The organism is Bartonella sp. CL70QHWL (assembly GCF_042194855.1).
GTDB lineage: Bacteria > Pseudomonadota > Alphaproteobacteria > Rhizobiales > Rhizobiaceae > Bartonella.
In genome coordinates this window covers 60287-81873 of sequence record NZ_JBHINJ010000003.1, presented here as the reverse complement: position 1 = coordinate 81873, position 21587 = coordinate 60287, and the positions used below count along the sequence as shown (strand labels likewise).

Sequence of the window (21587 nt, the reverse complement as noted above, 5' to 3'; positions counted from 1 at the left end):
CACTGCTTCCTCTTCACTTTCCATTGTTTCAAATAAAAACGCATCCAACAACCCTGCCCACTTTTCTTTCCACTTATCCCCCTCTTTGCTTTTACAAGAGATCCACGACAGCCTATCTCTCACCCTTTTCTTAATAAAAATCCAAAGCTTTTATCGTCAAATGTACAAAAGCCCACCATTGCTCTTAATCTTCATATTCCATTGTGGCAAACAAATGCATTGGCTCAACTTGATCTCTATTAAAGCTTCCTTTTACTTCTAGGAAAAAGAGTTTACATCTCCTGTTTCTGTTTTCTAACGTTTTCTCAAAAGGTATCTCGTTCAGATCTTACTTTTTAAAAGTTTACTCTTTCATGCATCTTTTAAAAGCACGTATTGACACAGTATTAAAACAAAACACATCATCAATTTTTCAATAGCCTCTTCTCTCTAGCGCATGAGAACAACAGCCTCTATCTATTTTTCTCAAAATTGCACAAAAATGAGACTTTTCCCTATAAAAAGAGGACCCTGAGGTCCTCTTATATTGTCTTAGCAAAAGCCACTGCCGTATCACTCATACGGTTAGAAAAGCCCCATTCATTATCATACCAAACCAGAACGCGACAGAGCTTACCATCAATCACTTTGGTTTGATCATTGTGGAAAATAGCTGAATGAGGATTATGATTAAAATCACAACTCACGAGTTTCTCTTCTGTAGTGTCCAAAACGCCCTTCAAAGAACCCTGTGCAGCAGTAGCAATAGCTGTATTAATTTCTTCGATTGTTGTGGAACGCTTAGCGATAAATGTCAAATCAACCACAGAAACATTAGGGGTCGGAACACGAATCGATACACCATCAAGCAATCCCTTTAATTCTGGCAAGACCAATCCCACAGCTTTTGCCGCTCCTGTTGAGGTAGGAATCATAGAAAGAGCTGCCGCACGTGCACGATAAAGGTCCCGATGCATTGTATCCAATACAGGTTGATCACCCGTATAAGAATGGATTGTTGTCATAAAGCCCTTTTCAATGCCGACCGTATTGTGTAAAACTTGTGCAACAGGCGCCAAACAATTGGTTGTACAAGAAGCATTTGAAACAACGCGATGCTCGCTGCTTAAAGATTGATGATTAACCCCATAGACGACCGTAAGATCTGCTCCTTCAGAAGGCGCAGAAATAAGAACACGCTTTGCCCCCGCATCTAAATGAGCACTTGCTTTATCACGCGCAGTAAAAATACCCGTACATTCCAAAGCAATATCGATATCCAAATCTTTCCAAGGCAATTGAGCAGGATCACGCTCTGCGCATACCTTTATTAAACCACCTCCCACATCAATAGCATCCCCTACCACCTTAACGATCCCAGGAAAACGCCCATGAACTGAATCATAGCGTAATAAATGGGCATTTGTTTCCACCGATCCCAAATCATTAATTGCAACCACTTCAACATCTTGTCGTCCACTTTCCACAAGTGCACGTAAAATATTGCGACCAATACGACCAAACCCATTAATTGCAACACGAACTGTCATTTCACATGTTTCCTCATCAATTTTTTAAGCACAACATTTAAAACACAATAAATGGGTATTTCACCAATCCAAAATCATTAATTCCCACAATGTCAATATCTTGATCACTCACTCACTTATCCACAATAATGCACAAGATCATCCACAATACTGCACAGAATATGATGCCCTACAATCACCCCATTCATGACAACATAAGCTGTCACTTTGTCTTTTCCTCTTTAATCTTTTCCAGCTCTTTTTCAACGGTGGCAACAACATTTTCCCAAGTAATACCAAAATGCGCATAAAGGGCATCAATTGTTCCACTTGCCCCAAAGCCCTCCATACCAATAAACACACCATCACAGCCAATAAAACGGTCCCATCCTTGGGCGACAGCAGCTTCAATGGCAATTTTAATCGGTGCATCTCCAATGAGAGCACGCTGATAGGAGAGAGATTGTTGAGAAAAAAGTTCAAAACAAGGCACAGAAACCACACGCGTTGGGATGCCTTTTTCTTCTAACACCGTATGTGCCTCCACTGCAATTTGCAATTCTGAACCAGAAGCAAACAGCGTCACTTGTGCATCATCGCTAGCTGTTAGGAATTCATAAGCACCAAGCATACAAAGATTTTCTTCTTCATACTCTTGACGCAAAAGCGGTAGATTTTGTCGACTTAAAGCCAAGGTAGAAGGCGTCCCGCGTGCTTTCAAAGCCAATTGCCAACACTCGACTGTCTCCATAGCATCGGCAGGACGAAACACAAAATGATTAGGCATTGCACGCAGGCAAGCCAAATGCTCCACGGGTTGATGGGTCGGACCATCCTCACCAAGACCAATAGAATCATGAGTCATGACATAAATCACCCGCAACCCCATGAGAGAAGACAAACGCATAGCAGGACGCATATAGTCAGAAAAGCATAAAAAGGTTCCCCCATAAGGAATAAAGCCGCCATAAAGGGCAAGACCATTCATCACAGCTCCCATTGCATGTTCGCGAATTCCATAATGCAGATAGCGCCCTGAAAAATCTTCAGAAGAGATACTTTTCATCTGGCTACTTTTTGTATTATTAGATCCGGTTAGATCAGCCGAACCACCAATAGTCTCACTAACGACCTCATTGATCACTTCAAGAGCCATTTCCGAAGCTTTACGCGTAGCAACAACGGGGCGCTCTTCAACCAATTTCTGTTTATAAGTATCAATAGCGCCATCAAATCCGCCCACGAGATCGCCCCGCATCAATCTTTCAAACTCCACACGCTCTGAGACAGGAAGATCAGCAAATTTTTCTTCCCATTTTTGGCGTTTTTTAGCAGCATTGAGACTAGCCAAGCGCCAATTATCGAGAATATCGGCTGGAATAACGAAAGGCTCAGCATCCCACCCTAAAGCGATACGGGTTTCAGCGATTTCTCGTGCGCCCAAAGGGGCTCCATGAACTTTATTGGTACCCGCTTTATTGGGTGCTCCAAAACCAATTGTTGTTTTACAAGCGATCAAAGTTGGTTTATCGGAATTTTGTGCCGCCTCAATAGCCCGCGCAATTGCTGCTTGATCATGCCCATTGACTTTATGTGTCTCCCAACCAGAAGCTTTAAAACGCGCAATCTGATCTGTACTGTCAGCAAGGGAAATCTCTCCATCGATAGAAATATTATTATCGTCCCACAACACAATAAGCTTATTGAGTTTCAAATGACCGGCAAGGGAAAGTGCTTCTTGAGATATCCCTTCCATAAGGCATCCATCGCCCACCAACGCATAGGTGTAATGGTTGATAAGATCACCAAAACGGGCATTTTGCAAACGCTCTCCAAGAGCCATCCCCACGGCATTCGCCAACCCTTGTCCGAGAGGACCAGTCGTTGTTTCGATTCCCGCCACATGCCCATATTCTGGATGCCCAGCAAGCTTTGCTCCTAATTGGCGAAAATTTTTGAGATCTTCAATGCCAATATCTTCATAACCAGAAAGATACAAGAGAGCATAAAGCAACATAGACCCATGTCCTGCTGATAACACAAAACGATCACGGTTAGGCCAGCGAGGTTTTTTGGGGTCATGAGCAAGGAATCTTGTATAAAGAACCGTAGCAATATCGGCGGCTCCCATTGGCAAGCCTGGATGACCAGAATTTGCTTTTTCAATCGCATCAATAGCAAGAAAACGGATAGCATTGGCCATCTGATTCTGTTGGTGGGTGTTTGTCATGAATAATCGACCATTTCGTTAAATACGTTATTCTGTTGCTTTTTCCGTATTCTCTTAAAATTCTCAAGAAATACTATTTTCTAACCATTAGCGTGAGACTTTTTGCCACCACTTCAATAACATTAATAACATTCCCCTCACGCGTCCTGTATATCCATGTCATTTATGCCAATACGCGCAAAAAATCCAGCTTTTAATTTATATCTATCCCCTGCTTTGCTTGCTAAAATATCTTACATACTTAAAAATAAAATGCACACAACACAAGAGTGAAAGTGATTCGTTTTTGCATAACACATTGATAAAGGATACAATTACCCAAAGGATAAAAGCAATGAACCAAGAGACTACAGTTCTACAAGATGCTTTAGAGCACCTAGAAAAGGCACTTAGAACTTTAGAGATCACCATAATAAACCGTAATGCCGTTATTGATAAAAATAACGAATGGGAAGAAGAAATCCAACGAATGAATGCTGACCGCAGCCATCTTGCCCAAGCGCTTGACAAAGCTGAAGCCCAAATTGAACGCTTAGAGTCCGTAAACAAAGAAGTTTCCAAACGTCTTATTAAAGCAATGGAAACAATTCGCGTTGTCATTGATAGATAAAGGTTTGAATGTATGGAAACTGTTTCCGTTACCATTGATGGTAAAATTTATCGCATGGCTTGTGACAAAGGACAAGAACGTCGTCTTATTGCGCTTGCTGCTCAATTAGATCAATATATCACACATTTAAAGAACAATTTTGGTGAAATTGGCGACCATCGTTTATCGGTTATGGCTGGCATAATGATTATCGATGAAATGGAAGAAATAAAACGAGAAAATAAAAAATTACAAGAAGACTACAATGCTCTTTTACGACTCCACAACGAAAGAGACCGCACCATGGGGAAAATTATGCGTGACACCACACAACGCATTGAAAATCTCACCAACCAATTGCTCAAAGATGATCAAAACCACACAAACATTCAAGAACAAGAACAGGAAGATTTCTAAAAAGTACATCAGCGCATAATAAACCAGAGACTTGACTTGTCCGCCACATCTCACAGGATAAAAATTCTTAAACCCACGCCAGTCTGTAAACAGTCTGGTTTCTTATAGGAAGGATTCCAGCTACTCACGACTTATGGGATTAACTTAAACCTCAACAAGAAAGCCCTACCCTGAATATTTCACCTCCGCACAAACGCTTCCTATATCAAGGAGGCTGCCTTATATCACCACATTTCAAATGAGATGTCTTTTAACAGCGCAATAAGATAACAAAACCAACATCATTGTAAAAAAATCATATAAATGACAACAGCAACAAACAAATAAAGCACCCTTCGAAAAAAAGAGCTATATTCATGTTCCCTATGAATGCATGTCCAAAATCCTTGCCCCTAGATAATATCAAGCAGATTCAATATATTAAAAAAATAACCTTATCTATTATACCGTAAAACACCGCCATTTAATAATATAAGCACCATGGAGTCTTTGCACCTAGAATGTCCATCCGATGAAACCCACCGAAAAGAACCGTATCATTTATAAACCAGCGTGAATTAAGTATTTTCATCCTTTAGAGCAAGAAAAAAGTCAAAACCGAAGAGTATGTTAATCTCATACAACCTCAAACATCATAAACAACAATAATAGCTCTTGAAAACATCCTCTACCGCTATTTTTATCCTTATAACAAATAATCCATATTCCTCTCCCCACCACCCAAAATCTCCAAGCTTAATAAAAGAGCAAGTCGGCACCATCATTATAACCAGCCCTCAATATTGCGACAGCCCCCTTGGCTCTTAAAACGGTTCATAAGAATTATGCCTTTCTTGTACAATTTTTACCCACATGTCCCACCCGCTTGTGACGTACAAGCAAAGAGTTATAATTAACAAAACATAAATAAATTGAAGAGAATTTTACGGAATTCGGGGTTCTAATTCAAGTTTAATAACGATAAATTATCATTATAAATCAATATGTTGCAAATGATCAGACAAAGCATATTTTAAAAACACATTCACCCATCACTTTTTCTCATAACATACCAGTACGATTTTTTAGGCACATAATTTTAATTTTATTCAATTCTGTTTGCAAAAGTTTAAAATGAGAACAATTTCAAGGCTCTCATTCAAAAAGAAAAAGAATAAATTCTCATTATCAATGAACATCTCGCTCGTATAAACTCAATAAAGCAATCCCCAATATGCCTTAATGAAATAAAAGGGGGGCTCCCATTAAATGCCCTACCGTAAAAGCAGCTTCCTCAGAACTAAAACAAAATCAACAGACAACATCACCGCATCTGCTCCCATCCCCAAACTGGACGACCTAATGCAACACCTTGCTATCTTACGATAGGAGATAAAAGAATAATGGGTTCTATGGAGGCATTCACAAGAGGCGCGCACCCGTTGTTTTTAAAGCCTGTTCAAAGGCGCATGAAAAAACACCATGCGTAAACGGCTCAAATCCCTTTCGTTCCATCTTGAGAGACAGAAGCAATACGCAAGAGATTTGTCGCACCGGGCGTTCCAAGGGGAACCCCAGCTGTCACAAGGAAGCGATCTCCTCCTTTGCAAAAGCCTTCCTGAAATGCAATAGCTGCTGCACGATCAACCATATCCTCTAAACTCCGTGCATCTTGCGTGACCACACAATGAAGCCCCCAAACTAAAGCCAAACGCCGTGCTGTTTCCACAATGGGCGATAAAGCAATAATCGGTCTATTAGGGCGTTCACGAGAGGCGCGCACCCCCGTTGTTCCTGAAGCCGTATAGGCAACGATAGCGGATAGAGCAAGTGTTTCAGCAATCTGACGCGCAGCAAGAGAAATCGCATCCGTTCCTGTTGATTCTGGTGCTGGATGTTGTGCCCCAACCTGAGCAGCATAAGTGTGATCCTGTTCGATTTGCCGCGCGATTCGGTCCATCATAAGCACAGCTTCTTCAGGATAGCGACCAGAAGCAGATTCAGCAGACAACATCACCGCATCTGTTCCTGCATAAACTGCTGTAGCAACATCCGACACTTCTGCGCGTGTGGGAACAGGAGATGTAATCATTGATTCGAGCATTTGTGTTGCCACCACAACAGGCTTTCCTGCTAAACGACAAGCTTTTATGAGCTCCATCTGAAGTGCAGGGACCTTTTCCAAGGGCATTTCCACTCCAAGATCACCCCGTGCAATCATAATACCATCGGATACCTCAATAATTTTCTCTATATGCTCCAAGGCTTGAGGCTTTTCGATTTTAGCCATCAAAGACACCTTGCTTTTCGTCAACTGACGCACCGCTATAATATCTTCTGGACGTTGAATAAAAGAAAGAGCAACCCAATCAACAGGCTGCTGTAAAAGAGCCTGAAGATCCTCCTTATCTTTTGACGTCATCGAATCAAAAGGCAAAATTGTATCGGGAAAACTGACACCCTTTCGATCAGAAATACGGGTTCCAGAAACCACGCGACACTGTACAGAATGACCATCACAAACTTGCGCACGCAGTTCCACCCTTCCATCATCAATCAACAACCGATCCCCTGGTTTAACAGCCGAAAATACATCCTCATGAGGGAAAAAAACACGCTGTGCATCACCAAGAACATCGCGATTATCTAATGTAAAGCTTTGCCCAACACGCAAATCTTCTTGCCCCTTAGCAAAACGCCCCACACGCAGTTTTGGCCCCTGAAGATCCACTAAAATACCAATGGGGCGTCGAACTGTTTTTTCAACTTCTCGTATAGACTTGACCAAATCACCCAGCATATCACGATCAGTATGGCTCATATTAAGACGAAAAACGTCTGCCCCTGCCCTAAAAAGCTTCTCAATCATCAAACGAGAAAAAGAAGAAGGACCAAGAGTCGCAATAATTTTTACTTTACGTGCACGTTTCACGGTGGAGAATTTCCTGAAAGAGAAGGTATAACTGAATTGTTTAACAAAGACTCATCCGTCAACTGTACCATCCAACTGGTTTGATTTCCGGTATCGATCTCTTTAAATTCAGCCTTTTGATATCCTCGAGGGAAACAATCATGAACCCCTTGAATGGTAAATTGGCTATCTTGTACACACATGGTCACAGAGCCTGCCCAGTTCCCTTTTTTTTGTGCCCCTTCCGCATAAAAATAATAAAACCGTGAAGCAAGAGGCCCCTCAATTAAAGTTTTACATTCCGTCACTGGTACCGTCCACCAGCCTTCGCTCACCCACCCTGAAAATGTACGATATCCAAGAGCAACCCCTACAGACTGTTGGGTTGTATTACACACTCTAAAGTCAGCTTTTGCAAAAACAACGAGGGGAAACAAGAGCAAAATACTCAAGAGAAAAACTTTTAATCCTTTCTGAAACACCCAATATCGTTTTTTTAAAATCACAAAACTTCCTCTATAATGTCAAATTCTCAAAACAAATTACACATTTCTTTTTTAAAAGCTTTTCAAGTCTAAAACGTATATTTTCATATTTTTCTTTTTATAGCCCTTTTATCAATGCATATATCTTAAAAATTTTACAAAATATTTAAAGTCAATTTGTAAAAAAGCTGTGTAGCTTGATTTACTTTTTATTTTCAAGCTTTTTTAACATAAATTCGTCGTCGAAAAACAACTTAAAATATATAACTTGGAGAAAAATACAATGAACGATACAGTAACCGATCAAACACACGCTATATCCGTAAACCAATTACGCTCTTTTATCGAACGTATTGAACGACTAGAAGAAGAGAAAAAAACCATTTCTGATGATATTAAAGACGTTTACACTGAACTTAAAGGCTCTGGCTTTGATAGTAAAGCTGTTCGAAGCATTATACGGCTGCGTAAAAAAGAAGAGCATGAAAGAATGGAAGAAGAAGCAATCATTGAACTTTATAAAAATGCGCTTGGTATGAATTAAACCATTGATAACATTGGAAATTTTCTTAAGAAAAGAAAATACAAAAAACAAATGGCAAAAAATAAATGAATGTATAAAAATTTCACCCAAACAATAAGCCGTTTGTGTAACTTGTAACGAGACTATCGGTCACAGAATACACAATATTGCAACAGCCCTCACATTTAAAAGGATTTATACAGAGAATTTTTATTCTTATTCTTCAATCATTGTTTATCCACATAAACCCTCACTTGTATGCCAACCCAGTTTGTGATGTGCAAGAGAGGTGTTTTTTATGATTAAACATCAATAAATTTGAAGTGAGAAAGTCTTCCGATATTGAGGACTCTCTTCAAATTGAAAAAAAATGAATTATGATGATAAATCAATTTATTATCTACGAAAAGAAACATATGAAAATGGTCAGCAGTTGAAATCCGCTAAACGAGATTCTAAACTATTTATAAAAGAAGAGGTGGTTAAAGATCTTAATCTTTGAGGATAGGGAGAAATTCAGCATATTTACACATTTGATAAAAAGACCCTTAACAAAACTTTATTGGAATCTATTAACGGACTCATAAAGATCATTGATTCGAGAGGTTAGAATGTGATCTCTCCATTTTCCAGAAATCATCAAATAGTCTTTGGCATAGCCCTCTTTTTCAAAATGAAGGCGTTTTAATAAACGTTCGCTTTTTATGTTCTCAGGTCTATAATTTGCCATCACTCTATGTAGATGATAAACATGAAAGATATGGCGTATTAGAGCCGATAAACTCTCAAACATGAGACCTTTGCCTTGTTGTTTTTCATCAAGAGAAAAACCAAGATGACAGGCTTGAAAAACACCCCGAACCACATTTGTAAAATTCACAACACCGATGACTGTGTTTTCATTTTTTAATCGTACAGCATATCGATATGCTTGTCCCTGTGCACTTTCACAAGCAAATGCATTGGCTCGTGTTTCCCAAGCTGTTAGGGTATGGTAATCATCAGATCTAACAGGTTCAAAAGGATGCAGATGATTCGCATTACGGAGGTAATAAGAAGACAGTTCAGCTGCATCTTCTAAACCGATCAATGTAGAAATTGTTCGCTTTGTTTTAATTGCCATCATTTTCTCCTCCTAGACAATGTCACAATAACACGTTGATTTATCTTAACAAATCATCATTTTTAAACTCAAATCATAATGTCGAATACAGTAAGCTTTCCTCATCACAACACTTCTTACGTTAGAATCAATGAGGATCATTTGCTTTTCCATCATAAGCGGAGGTGGTATGTTTAAAGCATAAGGTAAAGACAAGGGAATATTTCTTATGAATGCTCTCAAGTTCCAAGGGGCGCTGTAGCAACATTGGGGACTGGCAAAGTATGCAAGGGAACTGGCATATTTCCATATACGAAATTTTGAAAAAACTCACGGCAAAGATAGTTTTGTTTCTTTGCCTTGTAAGCTCAGAGCATGCTTGTTTTGCGCTACCATATCACTGCCCCCGTATACAAATCCCAATGACCATCGCCTTGAGGTGCTATATGTTACAGTGCGATCTAAAAAGTCTCTGCCATAACTCGTCAACAACACTGTTCCCGCAAAATCAGCCACAAACTCTTGTAACAAATCAAAGAAAAGCGATGATGCAATACGAATTAAAATGCTTAGATATTAATATCTAAAACATTACCGTGAACACGCTTCCATTTCTTCGCGTAAAATTTCAAGCTCTAACCATTCTTCTTCTTTTTGTGTGCAAGTATTTTTCTTTTTTTCCAACGTTGTTGATAAACGCTCAAAACGCTCTTTATCACTGCGATAGAGAGCTGGATCAGAGAGTTCTTGCTCAATTTTTTTGATTTCGTCCTGCAAAACAGCAATTTCTTCAGGCAATTTTTCCAATGCATAAACCTGCTTATAAGACAATTTACTTCGTGTTTTTTTCTCCCGCCCTATCAAGCCATGATCTGTTGATGTGTCCTGCTTTGAAAGCTCTCCCGCATGAGATTTTGAAGGTGCTTTACGCTGCGATAATTCTGTTTTTTTGCGTTGTAAACGAAGAGCATGCTGGTTTTGCGCCATCATATCACTGTAGCCGCCCGCATACAAAACCCAATGACCATCACCTTGAGGTGCCAACATATGCGTTACAGTACGATCTAAAAAGTCTCTGTCATGGCTGACCAACAATACAGTTCCCGCAAAATCAGCAATAAATTCTTGCAACAAATCCAAAGTTTCCATATCCAAATCATTGGTCGGTTCATCAAGAATCAAAAAATTTGCAGGACGAGAAAGAAGTCGTGCAAGCATGAGGCGTGCTCTTTCTCCCCCGGAAAATTCTTTAAGGGGAGTGCGTGCTTGTTCCGGTGAAAATAAAAAGTCTTTCATATAAGAAACCACATGCCGCTCCAGCCCATTGATCACAAGAGTATCACCTCTTCCTCCCGTTAAATAATGCGCTAAAGTTTCTTCTTCATTTAAAATACGTTGCTGATCAAGCAATGCCATAGAGAGGTTATAGCCATGCCTCACCGTTCCACTATCCACGGCTTCTTGCCCAATTAATGCAGAAAGGAGCGTTGTCTTTCCGATTCCATTGGGTCCCACCAACCCGATTCGATCACCCCGCTGAATGCGCAAAGAGAAATCTTTCACGATAATGCGATCACCATAGGATTTTGAAATTTTCTTTGCTTCAAGCACCAATTGCCCAGAATCATGACTTTTTGCTGCTGTCAAAAGTGCATTTCCCGGCTGCCCTTTATAGGTTTGATGACGCTGTCTTAAGTCTTTTAATTCGCCTAAGCGCCGTACATTACGCTTACGCCGTGCGCTCACGCCATAACGCAACCATTGCTCTTCACGAGCAATTTGGCGCCCCAATTTATGCTGTTCGATGGCTTCTTCTTCCAGTGCTTTATCACGCCAATTTTCAAACTCAGAAAAACGCTTTTCCAGTCTTTTGGTTGTGCCACGATCAAGCCATACCGTTGACCGCGTAACATTTTCTAAAAATCGCCGATCATGGGAAATCACCACAATCGCTGAACGCAAAGAAGCCAAAACAGCTTCCAGCCATTCAATGGTTGGTAAATCAAGATGATTGGTTGGTTCATCTAAGAACAAAATATCGGGTTTTGCAGCAATGGCCCGTAACAGTGAAACACGCCGCTTTTCGCCTCCCGAAAGCGTTTCCAATTTTTCCGCCCCAGAAAACCCTAAATTTGTGCGAAGCGTATTGATCCACTGGACATCAGATGTATCGTCCAGCCCCGCTTCCATATAAGCATTAATATCTTCAAATCCTGAACAATCCGGATTTTGTGAGACATAACGGAGCGTTACTCGCGGGTGGCGAAAAATTTCGCCACCATGAGGTTCTAATATTCCTGCGGCAATTTTTAATAGGGTCGATTTTCCACAACCATTACGGCCGACCAGCGCAATACGCGCCCCCTGCTCAACCGATAAACAAGCTTGATTGAGCAAAGGCGTTTTTCCAAAATTTAAGAAAATGCGGTCAAGCCGCAGAAGCGGCACCGCCATTAACGAACGCGGCGCGGACAAGGTGCTTTATACATCACCCCTCTTGCATCACGGTAAGCACATAATTGTCGTACAGGAACTCTCTGTCCACAAGGTGCTTGGTAAACATGCCCTCTACGACCACGATACGTGCACAATTGTGATACCTGTCTTTGTTGTTTTCTTTGATTTGCAGCTGCACCTGTTACTGTTCCAGCCAAAGCACCAAATGCTGCACCGGTCAGTGCTGCTCCAGGCGTACTTCCAGCAATAGCAGTTCCAGCCAAAGCACCGATTGCTGCTCCTCCTACGCCGTAACGTGCAACGCGTTCATCGTTTGTAGTACAAGCGACTGAACTGAAACCAATGGCTGAAACAACGGCCACTTTAAAAATTGATTTTAACATATCAAAACCTTTCCTTCTCAAGATCAATACATATATCGTTTATGTCGGCACTTCATCACTAGGCCCCCCCCTGCCTTATTCAAAATATATTGGAAGAGCTTTATGGAATAGGTACAGACACTAACAATATAGCTTTTCCAGAACCTAAATGGCAAGAAAAGGTTCCACAAATACGGTTAGAAAGTGTTAAAGAAGAGCCAAATGACACATTTTTGTCACAAATTGGCCATTTTACCCCTTTAAGAGTTAAACCTTTTAAATCAGAAAAACCGATAATACTAAACAAACATCCCTTAGGCAAATCATACGAACAAGGTTTTGACAAAACTGGCCAACCTTCTTCCAAACCGCTTGTCAACAACACTGAAATACCCCTTTCAGCCATCATCAACGCTTGCGTTATATGAGAAAGGCTGTGATCACTTCGCTCCCCTCCCAAAGCACCGCACAAAATAAGCTTTTTAGCGCCATTTTGCAGCGCTCTTTCACATGCCAGAGCACTATCTGTCATATCTTTATCAGAGGGAAAAACTTCACGCGGAACATGACTATATTGACGTATTAAATTCTCATCTGATGAATCAAAATCCCCTAACCACAACTCAGGCGTCGCATTAAGCGCTGCCGCATGACGCATACCACCATCAGCAGCAATTACCCGACTGTTTTGAATTTGATTAAGCAAACGATCAGTGATATGAACATCCCCATTTAATAATATCGTAAATGTTGTCATGCCATACTTTGCCTTTCACAAAATTTTCTTTACAGTGCATCTTTTTATAAGTGAGAGTCATTTTTTATAAACAAAAAGCATGATATAGCCAAACGAATCCTTATCTCTAATGCCTTTCTTAAAGAAACATACGATACAAAGATACAAATGCAATTTGCCAAATTACTCCGCAGAAATAATGTGCACCATGGTCCAACGCACCCCATTTTTCACCGCAATTTTCTTTTTCGCTCGTGCCTGTATAAAGCCACTCTCATAAGTTTAACGTTTCTCCTTTCGGCTTGTCATACACCACTTTCTCAAAATGATAGGCTTTCTTCCACTTCTTCTAAAACGATCAAACGTACCAACAACCACAATATCTATGTCACATTAAGCGCTCTGCAACACCCACGTATTCTGCAAATGTATGGTGGCGCTTATCATGATGCAAAACTTGAACACCTTTTAGCAAAGATTGTCCGTAAACTGGCAGTTGCATCACATAGTTCTCATCAAAGCTATTCTGTAACAATTTTAAACTCAGAAACTGTCAATGCCTTTGCGCTCCCCAATGGCTCGATCTACATCACTCGTGGTATGCTGGCATTAGCCAATGATTCTTCAGAAGTTGCAGCCATTTTAGCCCATGAGATAGCACATATCAGAGCTAATCATGGCATTTTACGCCTGCAAAAAGAAGCCCAATTAAAGATGACCAATCACATGTCTTCACGTCTTCTTTCTTCTATTGGCAAAAAACTTCATAACCCTATGCAAAACAAGCAACAACTCGCGCAATTTTCCCGCAATCAAGAGCTGGAAGCTGATTCCCTTGCACTCGAAATGCTCCAACAATCAGGATATGATCCATTTGCTTCACCGCGCTTTCTTCAAACAATGGAAGCCTATAGTGCTTTTCGTAATATCTCCGGCACCCAAAATGCCTCTCTAGATTTTCTAGCTTCTCACCCAACCACCCCTCAACGCATTCGGCTTGCGATAGAAAAAGCGCGTAAAATCAGTAAAGGGAATAGTACAATATCCGATCATGATTCTTTTCTCAAAAGCATTGATGGCATGATTTTTGGAGGAGGCTTTTATACAGGTTTTGTACGAGGCAACCAATTTATTCACCCACAATTGCGCATAGCTTTTTCTGTTCCAAATAATTTTACAATAGAACATTCAGCACACACTGTTTGGGCCAGTGGACCAGATAAAATTGCGATTCGTTTTGACGCTATTCCACATCCTGCTGAAATATCTGCGAGTGATTATTTGAAAAGCGGCTGGATTCTCGGGCTAGACCAATCATCTATCCGCCCCATCACAATTCAAGGGCTCCCCAATCAAGAATTTACGCGTCAAGGATTCCAAAGCCAAAGTTTACTTGGAGCACAGGCCTATGCTACCAATGATCAATGGCAATTTGATGTGGTTGCCATTCCATTCAACAACCACATCTTTCGTTTTTTGACGGCCGCTCCACATAATTCTCGAAATTTTGCAGAGGTTGCCAAAAAAACGCTACAAAGCTTTCATTCTCTTTCATCTTCACAGTTAAAAAAATTGCAGCCCTTAAAAATCCGTGTTGTTCGTGTTAAACAAGGAGAAACCGTTGCAAATCTTGCAGATAAAATGCAATACACACCATATAAAGAAAAACTCTTTCGCATCCTCAACGCCCTCTCACCAACGCAAACTTTACCCGCAGGTACCAAAGTGAAAATTATTACAGAATAAGCCCTTTTTCTCATCTGCTACAGTTTTAATTCTTTTCTATCTGTATCACGCCCTCCCCCTTAAAGCATATTCGAAAATAAGGAGGAACACTTTAAAATCCAATTTCATCATGCCTCTATAGGCCTCCGTGTGATACATATTTCCTCCAACTAACTCTGCCCCCTGTCTTCCTCTGTTTACCAGTAGCGCCCCCAAGGAGGCATATTCCTAAACAAATATGCCCCCCCCTAAAACTGACTTCATCATATTCTCATATGCCCCCACTTAATATATTCTCTTTCCTCCTCCCCCCCCAAAGCATTTCACTGCTTATATATCGTAAGCGTCTTCTGAATGAACCGTAAGGAGAGCAGAACGCAATTTTTGCAAAGCCCTAGCTTCAATTTGACGCACGCGCTCTTTCGAGATTCCTAACTTTTCACCCAAAACTTCGAGAGTCGCCCCCTCTTCATTTAAGCGACGAAAGCGAATAATTTCCAACTCCCGTTCGTTGAGAATTTGCAACGCATCGTAAAGCCACTGTGTACGCCGTTGACCATCAATGACTTGCTCAATTAAAGCATCAGGAAGAGGACTATCATCCACCAAAACATCCATCTTAGCAATGGGATTATCACTATTCTCAGAAACAGAAACACTCAAGGAATTATCAGAACTGGAAAAACGAAAATCCATCGTTTCAACATCGCGCACGGAAACGCCAAGCTTTTCAGCGATTGTGCGAAAAATATCCTGTTTTGACAAAGCACTATCATCTTGTATCAGTTTTGCACGCAAACGCCGAAGATTAAAGAAAAGTGCTTTTTGCGAAGAACTCGTTCCCCCTCGAACGATTGACCAATTTCGCAAAATATAATCTTGAATAGAAGCGCGTATCCACCACGTTGCATACGTTGAAAAACGCACTTCCCGATCAGGTTCAAAACGTGCAGCTGCTTCCAATAGTCCCACATACCCTTCTTGGACCAAATCTCCCAATGGCATTTTGAAACGTTTAAAGCGATTAGCAATAGCAATCACTAAACGCATATGAGCCGCTGCAATTTGATGCATGGCATCATCATCACGTTTGTCTTTCCACCGCAGAGCCAAATCATGCTCTTTTTGTCGTTCAAGATAAGGTGCTTGCATAGCAGAACGCATCATATTACGTCCTAAGCTTTTGTCTGCATCGCTATAATTTTTGCTGCTTTTATAAACAGCATTTGAAAGATTACCCATAATAACCCCTTGCGATTAAAATTATCAAAATTGATTTGGCAACGACATCATTGTTCTTTGCTTAAAAAGAACGCAAAAGTTGTTAACTTCTGTACCTGCTACTTTAACGTGTAATTTTATAATCGCAATTGTTTTTTTTACTGTCATGGTAAAACTTCTTGTCATAAGACACAATTTCACCTGCAAAATGCCTTTACAACATGCCTTTTAGCCTATGAAATATTTGAAAAAACTTTCTCTCCACTTTTCATGACAAAACAGCAAAAAAAATAAAGTGATCACGCAAAACAAATGCTGTTTTTTGATAACCAATTCCGTTTCCTTTTAAATTGAAGAATTTATTCATGCTTTCAGCTTTACAATACAACTAATAAGTGTAATTTGCAAATATAAAGCATCTAAACTGAATGAAAACTGAATAAAAAAAGAATCATTCAAGTTTTAAAGGCGCAAAGAAACAGCAAAAAATGACAAGAGTGATTGAAGCAAACGCAACAAACGTGTTAAAGAAAGAGCACCATTATGAAATTGTCGCAAAAAGCTTTTGACCAGTGTCACACTGAGAAAGAAAATGATCATGGATAGCAAGATTGTTCAACAGAATGAGATTCTTCAAGATGATATTCTCATTGAAAAACACGGAAGGGGTAAATTTGAAGGTTTTCGTTTTTATGCCAACAAAAACAGTACCGATCAAATAGCTGAGAAGCAAATTTCAACAGAGAATGAGAATTTGATTCTTGCTTTTTCCAAACGCGCGACACGTTTTTGTGCTTGTGCAAATGGAGATTTTACCCTCAGTTCTGATGGAATTGTGCGCTGGATTGGTCAACCCGTAGGACAACTTGTAGCAACAGAAGATTTTTTCAAACCAAAACTGATTGTTTTAGCAGATGAACAACTCACGGGAGAATCCCGCAATAACGTTGTGAAGCGATTAGAACGCTTTGTCACCTTTCATTTTGAAACGACTTTAAAACCCCTGTTTGATTTGCGCAATGCTGATAATTTAACGGATTCAACAAACAGTCTTGCTTTACAACTTTTTAACTCTTTAGGGATTTTACCACGCCGTGAAGTTTTAGACATTGTCAAAAAACTTGCGCAAGAATCACGTGCCGTGCTTCGGCGTCTAGGCGTGCGTTTTGGCGCTTTTCACATCTATGTTGCCGGAATGCTTAAACCTGCTCCGGTTCAAGCCATTACTCTCCTGTGGAATCTTCAAAATGCGGGACAAGATCAAACTGGTTTGGGTGAAATTTTTTCAGCATTATCTGCTGGTCGAACCTCTTTGATTGTTGACCCTACCTATAACCGCAAATTTTATCAATTAGCCGGCTACCGAATCTTAGGACAACGTGCTGTACGGATTGATATTTTAGAACGTCTTGCCAATCTCATCCGCCCCGCACTTCATTGGAAACAAGGAAGTGATCCCAGACCCGATGGAGCCTATGATGGCAAAAGTTTTTTTGTTACACCAGCCATGATGTCCATTCTTGGGGCCAATGGAAACGATATGGAAGAAATCCTCAAAGGACTTGGTTATCAATCGTACAGCATAAGCAATACTGTTTTTGAACAAAATCTCTTTGCACACCAAGCCTCTTCCCCTGTCAATAGGACAATGCAAGATGTTCCTGCAGCAGAATGCGTTGGAAGTCAATGGCAAACAATAAGCGATTTAGAAACAACACGAGAAGAAAAAAATACCTCATACCCAAACACTTTATCCTCTGGTATTGAAAAACATCTCCATAAAACCAATCGCTTACCAGCAGCTGAACCTGTTGGGAATTTTGCCAAATCCCCTCGCTCTACAGAAGAAGGTAAAGTTATTTTATTATGGCATTATAAGCATCAATTTCACCACCACGCACAAAAAAAACATGATAAATTAGGAAATAAGTGGCAAAATAAATCGAAGAACGCTGTAAAAAAAGCGGAACACACAAATGAAAATCCCCCTCAAGAAGCACTATCACAAGCAAAACGCTCTCATAAGTTCCACAAATCCCAAGGAAAACATGCAAATCATAAGCCTTTTCACAAAGAAAAGCGCCTTAATCCTGATTCACCTTTTGCGAAACTAGCTGTACTACGCGATCAACTCACCAATCATAAAAACACGCACCCACTTTCCTCTAAAGAGAATTAAAGTAACAAATGGAGTTTGATCTTGACCCACGTAGTAACCGACAACTGCATTCACTGCAAATATACGGATTGCGTTGAAGTCTGCCCTGTTGATTGTTTTTATGAAGGGGAAAATATGCTTGTTATTCACCCCGATGAATGCATCGATTGTGGTGTTTGTGTGCCAGAATGCCCAGCAGAAGCGATTTTACCTGATACAGAACCAGGATTAGAAAAGTGGTTAGAACTTAATCTTCATTATGCAAACAAATGGCCTAATCTAACCACCCGAAAAGATCCCCTTTCTCAAGCAAAAGAAATGGATGGCGTTCCAAATAAATTAGAAAAGTATTTTTCAGAAAATCCAGGAAGTGGCGAAGAGTAATGATACAGTGTACACCCTCCTCCTTCAACGACTGAAAGACTTCTCTTGTAAAAATAAAAAAATCCTTAAGCGAAATGATTGATTCTTTTAAAGTTTGATGTTAGTGTTATTTTAACATGATCATCTTTCTAAGTATTTTTCTTTGCTTTTTACAGTAAAGCAATGTATTTTTTTTGGATTTAAAAGTACTCGGCTTTTATGCTCACTTAATTGGTACAATATACTTGGTTAAAGAAAACTCAACCCTCAGGTTTATAACCTGTTTTCCGATACATTTGTTGATCATAAGGGAGTAAACTAAAATATGGCATCCCAACATGGAACGTCTTCCAAGACCAAAGAATTTGCAACCTCTGAATATATCGTCTACCCTACACATGGAGTAGGACAAATTATAGCGATTGAAGATCAAGAAGTTGCAGGACATAAATTGAAACTTTTTGTCATTCATTTCGCGAAAGATAAGATGGATGTCAAAGTCCCCATTGCAAAAGCCCTTTCCGTTGGAATGCGTAAATTATCTGCTAGTGACTCTGTCGAACGTGCCTTAAAAGTTTTACGTGGAAAAGCACGTGTTAAACGGACCATGTGGTCACGTCGTGCACAAGAATATGATGCCAAAATCAACTCAGGAGATCTTATTTGTATCGCCGAAGTGGTCCGTGATCTTTTCCGCTCTAATCTACAACCTGAACAATCTTACTCTGAGCGCCAACTTTATACAGCTGCTCTTGAAAGAATGGCCCGCGAAATTGCGGTTATTAATAGTCTTTCTGAAACAGAAGCTATCAATCTCATAGAGATGCATCTCTCCAACAAGCCGGAACGCGAGTTTAAAACTGAGAGAGAAGAAACAGATGAAAACAGTAAAGCTGTCTACGCTGCGTAATACACTCTTTCATCATAATGATGATATCTCGATAAAACCAGCGAAAGCTGGTTTTATTTTTTAACATCCTCTCTGCCCTTAAGGACAAAGTTTCTTAACCAGCGCCAATCTATAAACAATCTAACTTTTCGACAAATTCCTCCTCATTTTCTTTCTTCATAGATAACAAACTGATTAATCATCATAATCTAGCATTATTCATATTAAATTAGAATCTTGAATATGGTAAGATTACTCATTTCAAATTGCTCTCATGTTGAATTAATCAAATCACTTGCTTGTCAATCACAAGCGAGGCTGATCTGTGGGTAAAAACTGTACAAAAAGAGCAAGACACTGTCTCAAGCACCAAAGGATATACCGACATTGGAATCTGGCAAGATGTGTAAGGGGGCGGGACTTGATTTTTATTAAGCGTAAAGATCATAGTGCCGTTTATACACTACACCGAGATTTTACCATTTACCCTTCTACAAAACCATTATAACATTCAAAAACGCCGTCATAAAATGGATAGCACAAATATTGAAAAATATTCCTTTTAAAAAACGCGTGACGGTACAACATAAGCATATTTTGTCGTGGGCGCTCTATTTTGCATGAGAAGCATTCCCCCATTAAAGAACGCGATAAAAAAAACATGAACTAAAACCATCATCTCCATTCTGTAAAAGGCATTCCAAATACTTTTGAAAGCAGTAACGCTCACTTAAAAAATAACAATAAAAATGAACGTTGGCATTGCCCTTTCAATTTTATATTTTTCCCAAATGAGGTTATATTCTCATTTCAGAGATTACGAGATATACGCAATATTCTTACTCCAATCGGACACATAAAATCTAGAATGATTCATAGAACTCTTAAAAGTCTCAATCTCTGTTTCAAACAAACCGCTAAAGATTGGATATTCTCAGCAGGAATTGTCCATATATCATCTTCAATCTGATCTTCACGAATATGACGCAAAGGATTAGTATGAACGCCTGTCAGGATAAGTAAACGCAAAGCCAGTTGTGTTATGTTTTGTGTTTTACAGAGTAACTGATAAAAAACCGGCACATCTCTCCAATCCATAGCTGGTCTATTTTACGTTTTATGACGTTGTTTCCCTAAGAGCGCGCATGCTTTTATCGTTTCTTGTAAATCAACATCAAAACCCAAGGCAACCGTATGTTTAAGACAAAGATTAAGACGCTTCAGTGCTGTCTGAGCTGTTCCAGCTTTTGCATGCCAAATGGGAGAAAGCGTATTGCGTATCTCAGTTTGCGTAATCTCTGAAACGGGCAGACAGCCTAATTTAGGGAGAATATGGAGGCGTAAGTGTAAAAACCAATCACAAGCCTCACCATCATTTTTTAATTCAGCTTTACGGCTTTCAAAAGCATCTAGAGCAATATCTTTTAAATAATGGAGATTACTTATTGCCTCACGCTTTATGTTTATTGCGTTCTTTAATGGGATCACGCCCCTCACGTAAAACAGCCCGCCACCCAGTTGCCAATTACGGGCTTGTTTTAAAGAAACATCTCTCAAGGCACCCAAGCCCATTTCGCAGCCCCCGGAAAGGTATAACGGTAAATCCATTGACACCACCCCCATCTCTTACGTTTGTGAAGAAGCAAGCCGGCACCATCGTTATATTTGTCAGCTCGTGGGTGTTGCGCTACAGCCCTTGGCTCTTAAGACAATTCATAAGAGTCCTTTCTTATACAAATTTTATCCACACACTCATCCCGCTTGTGACGTGCAAGCAAGTGGTTTTGATTGATTCTAGATAGAGAGATTTGAAATGAGTGAATCTTACGTTATTCGGGGTTCTAATTCAATATGAAAACAGTGAATTATATATATAAATCAATGTGTTGTCTAGTAATGAACAGATAACAAAAAAATCATAAACTTAGGTAA

At 39.9% G+C, this 21587-nt stretch carries 16 protein-coding genes and 1 pseudogene; 7 read left to right on the top strand and 10 right to left on the bottom strand.

Annotation, left to right across the window (positions count from 1 at the left end; all coding sequences use genetic code 11):
* Nucleotides 1-521: 521 nt before the first annotated feature.
* Both gap and tkt read right to left on the bottom strand, forming a co-directional pair.
* Complete coding sequence (gene gap, locus ACFIJZ_RS02300) at nucleotides 522-1529, bottom strand: type I glyceraldehyde-3-phosphate dehydrogenase (RefSeq protein ID WP_375611739.1); 1008 nt, start codon at nucleotides 1527-1529, stop codon at nucleotides 522-524.
* A gap of 202 nt (nucleotides 1530-1731) precedes the next feature.
* A complete protein-coding gene (gene tkt / locus ACFIJZ_RS02295; RefSeq protein ID WP_375630919.1) occupies nucleotides 1732-3738 on the bottom strand; it encodes a transketolase in 2007 nt (668 codons plus the stop codon).
* A gap of 334 nt (nucleotides 3739-4072) precedes the next feature.
* Between tkt and ACFIJZ_RS02290 the strand changes: the two genes are divergently transcribed.
* Nucleotides 4073-4348 (top strand): DUF4164 domain-containing protein, encoded by a 276-nt coding sequence (locus ACFIJZ_RS02290; protein ID WP_005774573.1) that lies wholly within the window; start codon nucleotides 4073-4075, stop codon nucleotides 4346-4348.
* 12 nt (nucleotides 4349-4360) lie between these two features.
* Complete coding sequence (locus tag ACFIJZ_RS02285; protein ID WP_273790489.1) at nucleotides 4361-4744, top strand: cell division protein ZapA; 384 nt, start codon at nucleotides 4361-4363, stop codon at nucleotides 4742-4744.
* Between the two features lie 1474 nt (nucleotides 4745-6218).
* On the opposite strand, the gene pyk is transcribed toward ACFIJZ_RS02285, so the two are convergent.
* Together pyk and ACFIJZ_RS02275 are read right to left on the bottom strand one after the other, a co-directional pair.
* Complete coding sequence (gene pyk / locus ACFIJZ_RS02280; RefSeq protein ID WP_273790490.1) at nucleotides 6219-7655, bottom strand: pyruvate kinase; 1437 nt, start codon at nucleotides 7653-7655, stop codon at nucleotides 6219-6221.
* Nucleotides 7652-8140, bottom strand: coding sequence for a DUF1036 domain-containing protein (locus ACFIJZ_RS02275; RefSeq protein WP_273790491.1), 489 nt, complete (start codon nucleotides 8138-8140; stop codon nucleotides 7652-7654). Before ACFIJZ_RS02275 ends, pyk begins: the two co-directional genes overlap by 4 nt.
* Before the next feature lie 262 nt (nucleotides 8141-8402).
* Here ACFIJZ_RS02275 and ACFIJZ_RS02270 point away from each other — a divergent pair, with 262 nt between their 5' ends.
* Nucleotides 8403-8663 carry a DUF2312 domain-containing protein gene (locus ACFIJZ_RS02270; protein ID WP_005774567.1) on the top strand — a complete coding sequence of 87 codons (261 nt, stop codon included), beginning with the start codon at nucleotides 8403-8405 and terminating at the stop codon, nucleotides 8661-8663.
* Between the two features lie 538 nt (nucleotides 8664-9201).
* Here ACFIJZ_RS02270 and rimJ read toward each other — a convergent pair.
* From rimJ to ACFIJZ_RS02250, 4 genes are all read right to left on the bottom strand, one after another.
* A complete protein-coding gene (rimJ, locus tag ACFIJZ_RS02265; protein ID WP_375630918.1) occupies nucleotides 9202-9765 on the bottom strand; it encodes a ribosomal protein S5-alanine N-acetyltransferase in 564 nt (187 codons plus the stop codon).
* Between the two features lie 570 nt (nucleotides 9766-10335).
* Nucleotides 10336-12198 (bottom strand): ABC-F family ATP-binding cassette domain-containing protein, encoded by a 1863-nt coding sequence (locus ACFIJZ_RS02260; protein ID WP_273790552.1) that lies wholly within the window; start codon nucleotides 12196-12198, stop codon nucleotides 10336-10338.
* A complete protein-coding gene (locus ACFIJZ_RS02255; protein ID WP_273790493.1) occupies nucleotides 12198-12584 on the bottom strand; it encodes a hypothetical protein in 387 nt (128 codons plus the stop codon). The genes ACFIJZ_RS02260 and ACFIJZ_RS02255 overlap by 1 nt, the downstream gene beginning before the upstream one ends.
* A 100-nt stretch (nucleotides 12585-12684) precedes the next feature.
* On the bottom strand, nucleotides 12685-13320 hold the full coding sequence (locus ACFIJZ_RS02250; RefSeq protein ID WP_273790494.1) for a thiamine diphosphokinase: 636 nt from the start codon (nucleotides 13318-13320) through the stop codon (nucleotides 12685-12687).
* Between the two features lie 147 nt (nucleotides 13321-13467).
* On the opposite strand from ACFIJZ_RS02250, the gene ACFIJZ_RS02245 reads away from it, so the two are divergent.
* Entirely contained in the window at nucleotides 13468-15045 is a 1578-nt protein-coding gene (locus ACFIJZ_RS02245) for a M48 family metalloprotease (protein WP_375630917.1), read from the top strand.
* A gap of 309 nt (nucleotides 15046-15354) precedes the next feature.
* Here ACFIJZ_RS02245 and ACFIJZ_RS02240 read toward each other — a convergent pair whose 3' ends face one another.
* Complete coding sequence (locus tag ACFIJZ_RS02240) at nucleotides 15355-16266, bottom strand: RNA polymerase factor sigma-32 (protein WP_015856975.1); 912 nt, start codon at nucleotides 16264-16266, stop codon at nucleotides 15355-15357.
* A 577-nt stretch (nucleotides 16267-16843) separates the two neighbouring features.
* Here ACFIJZ_RS02240 and ACFIJZ_RS02235 point away from each other — a divergent pair.
* The 3 genes from ACFIJZ_RS02235 to ACFIJZ_RS02225 all read left to right on the top strand — a co-directional run bounded on the left by ACFIJZ_RS02235 (nucleotide 16844) and on the right by ACFIJZ_RS02225 (nucleotide 19676).
* A complete protein-coding gene (locus tag ACFIJZ_RS02235) occupies nucleotides 16844-18424 on the top strand; it encodes a hypothetical protein (protein ID WP_375630916.1) in 1581 nt (526 codons plus the stop codon).
* A 21-nt stretch (nucleotides 18425-18445) separates the two neighbouring features.
* A complete protein-coding gene (gene fdxA, locus ACFIJZ_RS02230; protein ID WP_273790498.1) occupies nucleotides 18446-18787 on the top strand; it encodes a ferredoxin FdxA in 342 nt (113 codons plus the stop codon).
* A 304-nt stretch (nucleotides 18788-19091) separates the two neighbouring features.
* The gene (locus ACFIJZ_RS02225; RefSeq protein WP_273790499.1) at nucleotides 19092-19676 is read left to right on the top strand and encodes a CarD family transcriptional regulator; all 585 of its coding nucleotides are present in this window, start codon (nucleotides 19092-19094) and stop codon (nucleotides 19674-19676) included.
* A 903-nt stretch (nucleotides 19677-20579) separates the two neighbouring features.
* Here ACFIJZ_RS02225 and ACFIJZ_RS02220 read toward each other — a convergent pair.
* Nucleotides 20580-21301, bottom strand: a pseudogene (locus ACFIJZ_RS02220) (tyrosine-type recombinase/integrase); the annotation flags it as partial.
* Nucleotides 21302-21587 lie beyond the last annotated feature (286 nt).

Excerpts from the sequence above, each read along its gene's own strand:
- ACFIJZ_RS02290 (WP_005774573.1), top strand. The coding sequence starts at position 4,073 with ATGAACCAAGAGACTACAGTTCTACAAGATGCTTTAGAGCACCTAGAA.
- ACFIJZ_RS02260 (WP_273790552.1), bottom strand. The coding sequence starts at position 12,198 with ATGGCGGTGCCGCTTCTGCGGCTTGACCGCATTTTCTTAAATTTTGGA.
- ACFIJZ_RS02285 (WP_273790489.1), top strand. The coding sequence starts at position 4,361 with ATGGAAACTGTTTCCGTTACCATTGATGGTAAAATTTATCGCATGGCT.
- ACFIJZ_RS02270 (WP_005774567.1), top strand. The coding sequence starts at position 8,403 with ATGAACGATACAGTAACCGATCAAACACACGCTATATCCGTAAACCAA.
- ACFIJZ_RS02250 (WP_273790494.1), bottom strand. The coding sequence starts at position 13,320 with ATGACAACATTTACGATATTATTAAATGGGGATGTTCATATCACTGAT.
- ACFIJZ_RS02225 (WP_273790499.1), top strand. The coding sequence starts at position 19,092 with ATGGCATCCCAACATGGAACGTCTTCCAAGACCAAAGAATTTGCAACC.
- tkt (WP_375630919.1), bottom strand. The coding sequence starts at position 3,738 with ATGACAAACACCCACCAACAGAATCAGATGGCCAATGCTATCCGTTTT.
- ACFIJZ_RS02240 (WP_015856975.1), bottom strand. The coding sequence starts at position 16,266 with ATGGGTAATCTTTCAAATGCTGTTTATAAAAGCAGCAAAAATTATAGC.
- ACFIJZ_RS02245 (WP_375630917.1), top strand. The coding sequence starts at position 13,468 with ATGCAATTTGCCAAATTACTCCGCAGAAATAATGTGCACCATGGTCCA.
- rimJ (WP_375630918.1), bottom strand. The coding sequence starts at position 9,765 with ATGGCAATTAAAACAAAGCGAACAATTTCTACATTGATCGGTTTAGAA.
- gap (WP_375611739.1), bottom strand. The coding sequence starts at position 1,529 with ATGACAGTTCGTGTTGCAATTAATGGGTTTGGTCGTATTGGTCGCAAT.
- ACFIJZ_RS02235 (WP_375630916.1), top strand. The coding sequence starts at position 16,844 with ATGGATAGCAAGATTGTTCAACAGAATGAGATTCTTCAAGATGATATT.
- ACFIJZ_RS02255 (WP_273790493.1), bottom strand. The coding sequence starts at position 12,584 with ATGTTAAAATCAATTTTTAAAGTGGCCGTTGTTTCAGCCATTGGTTTC.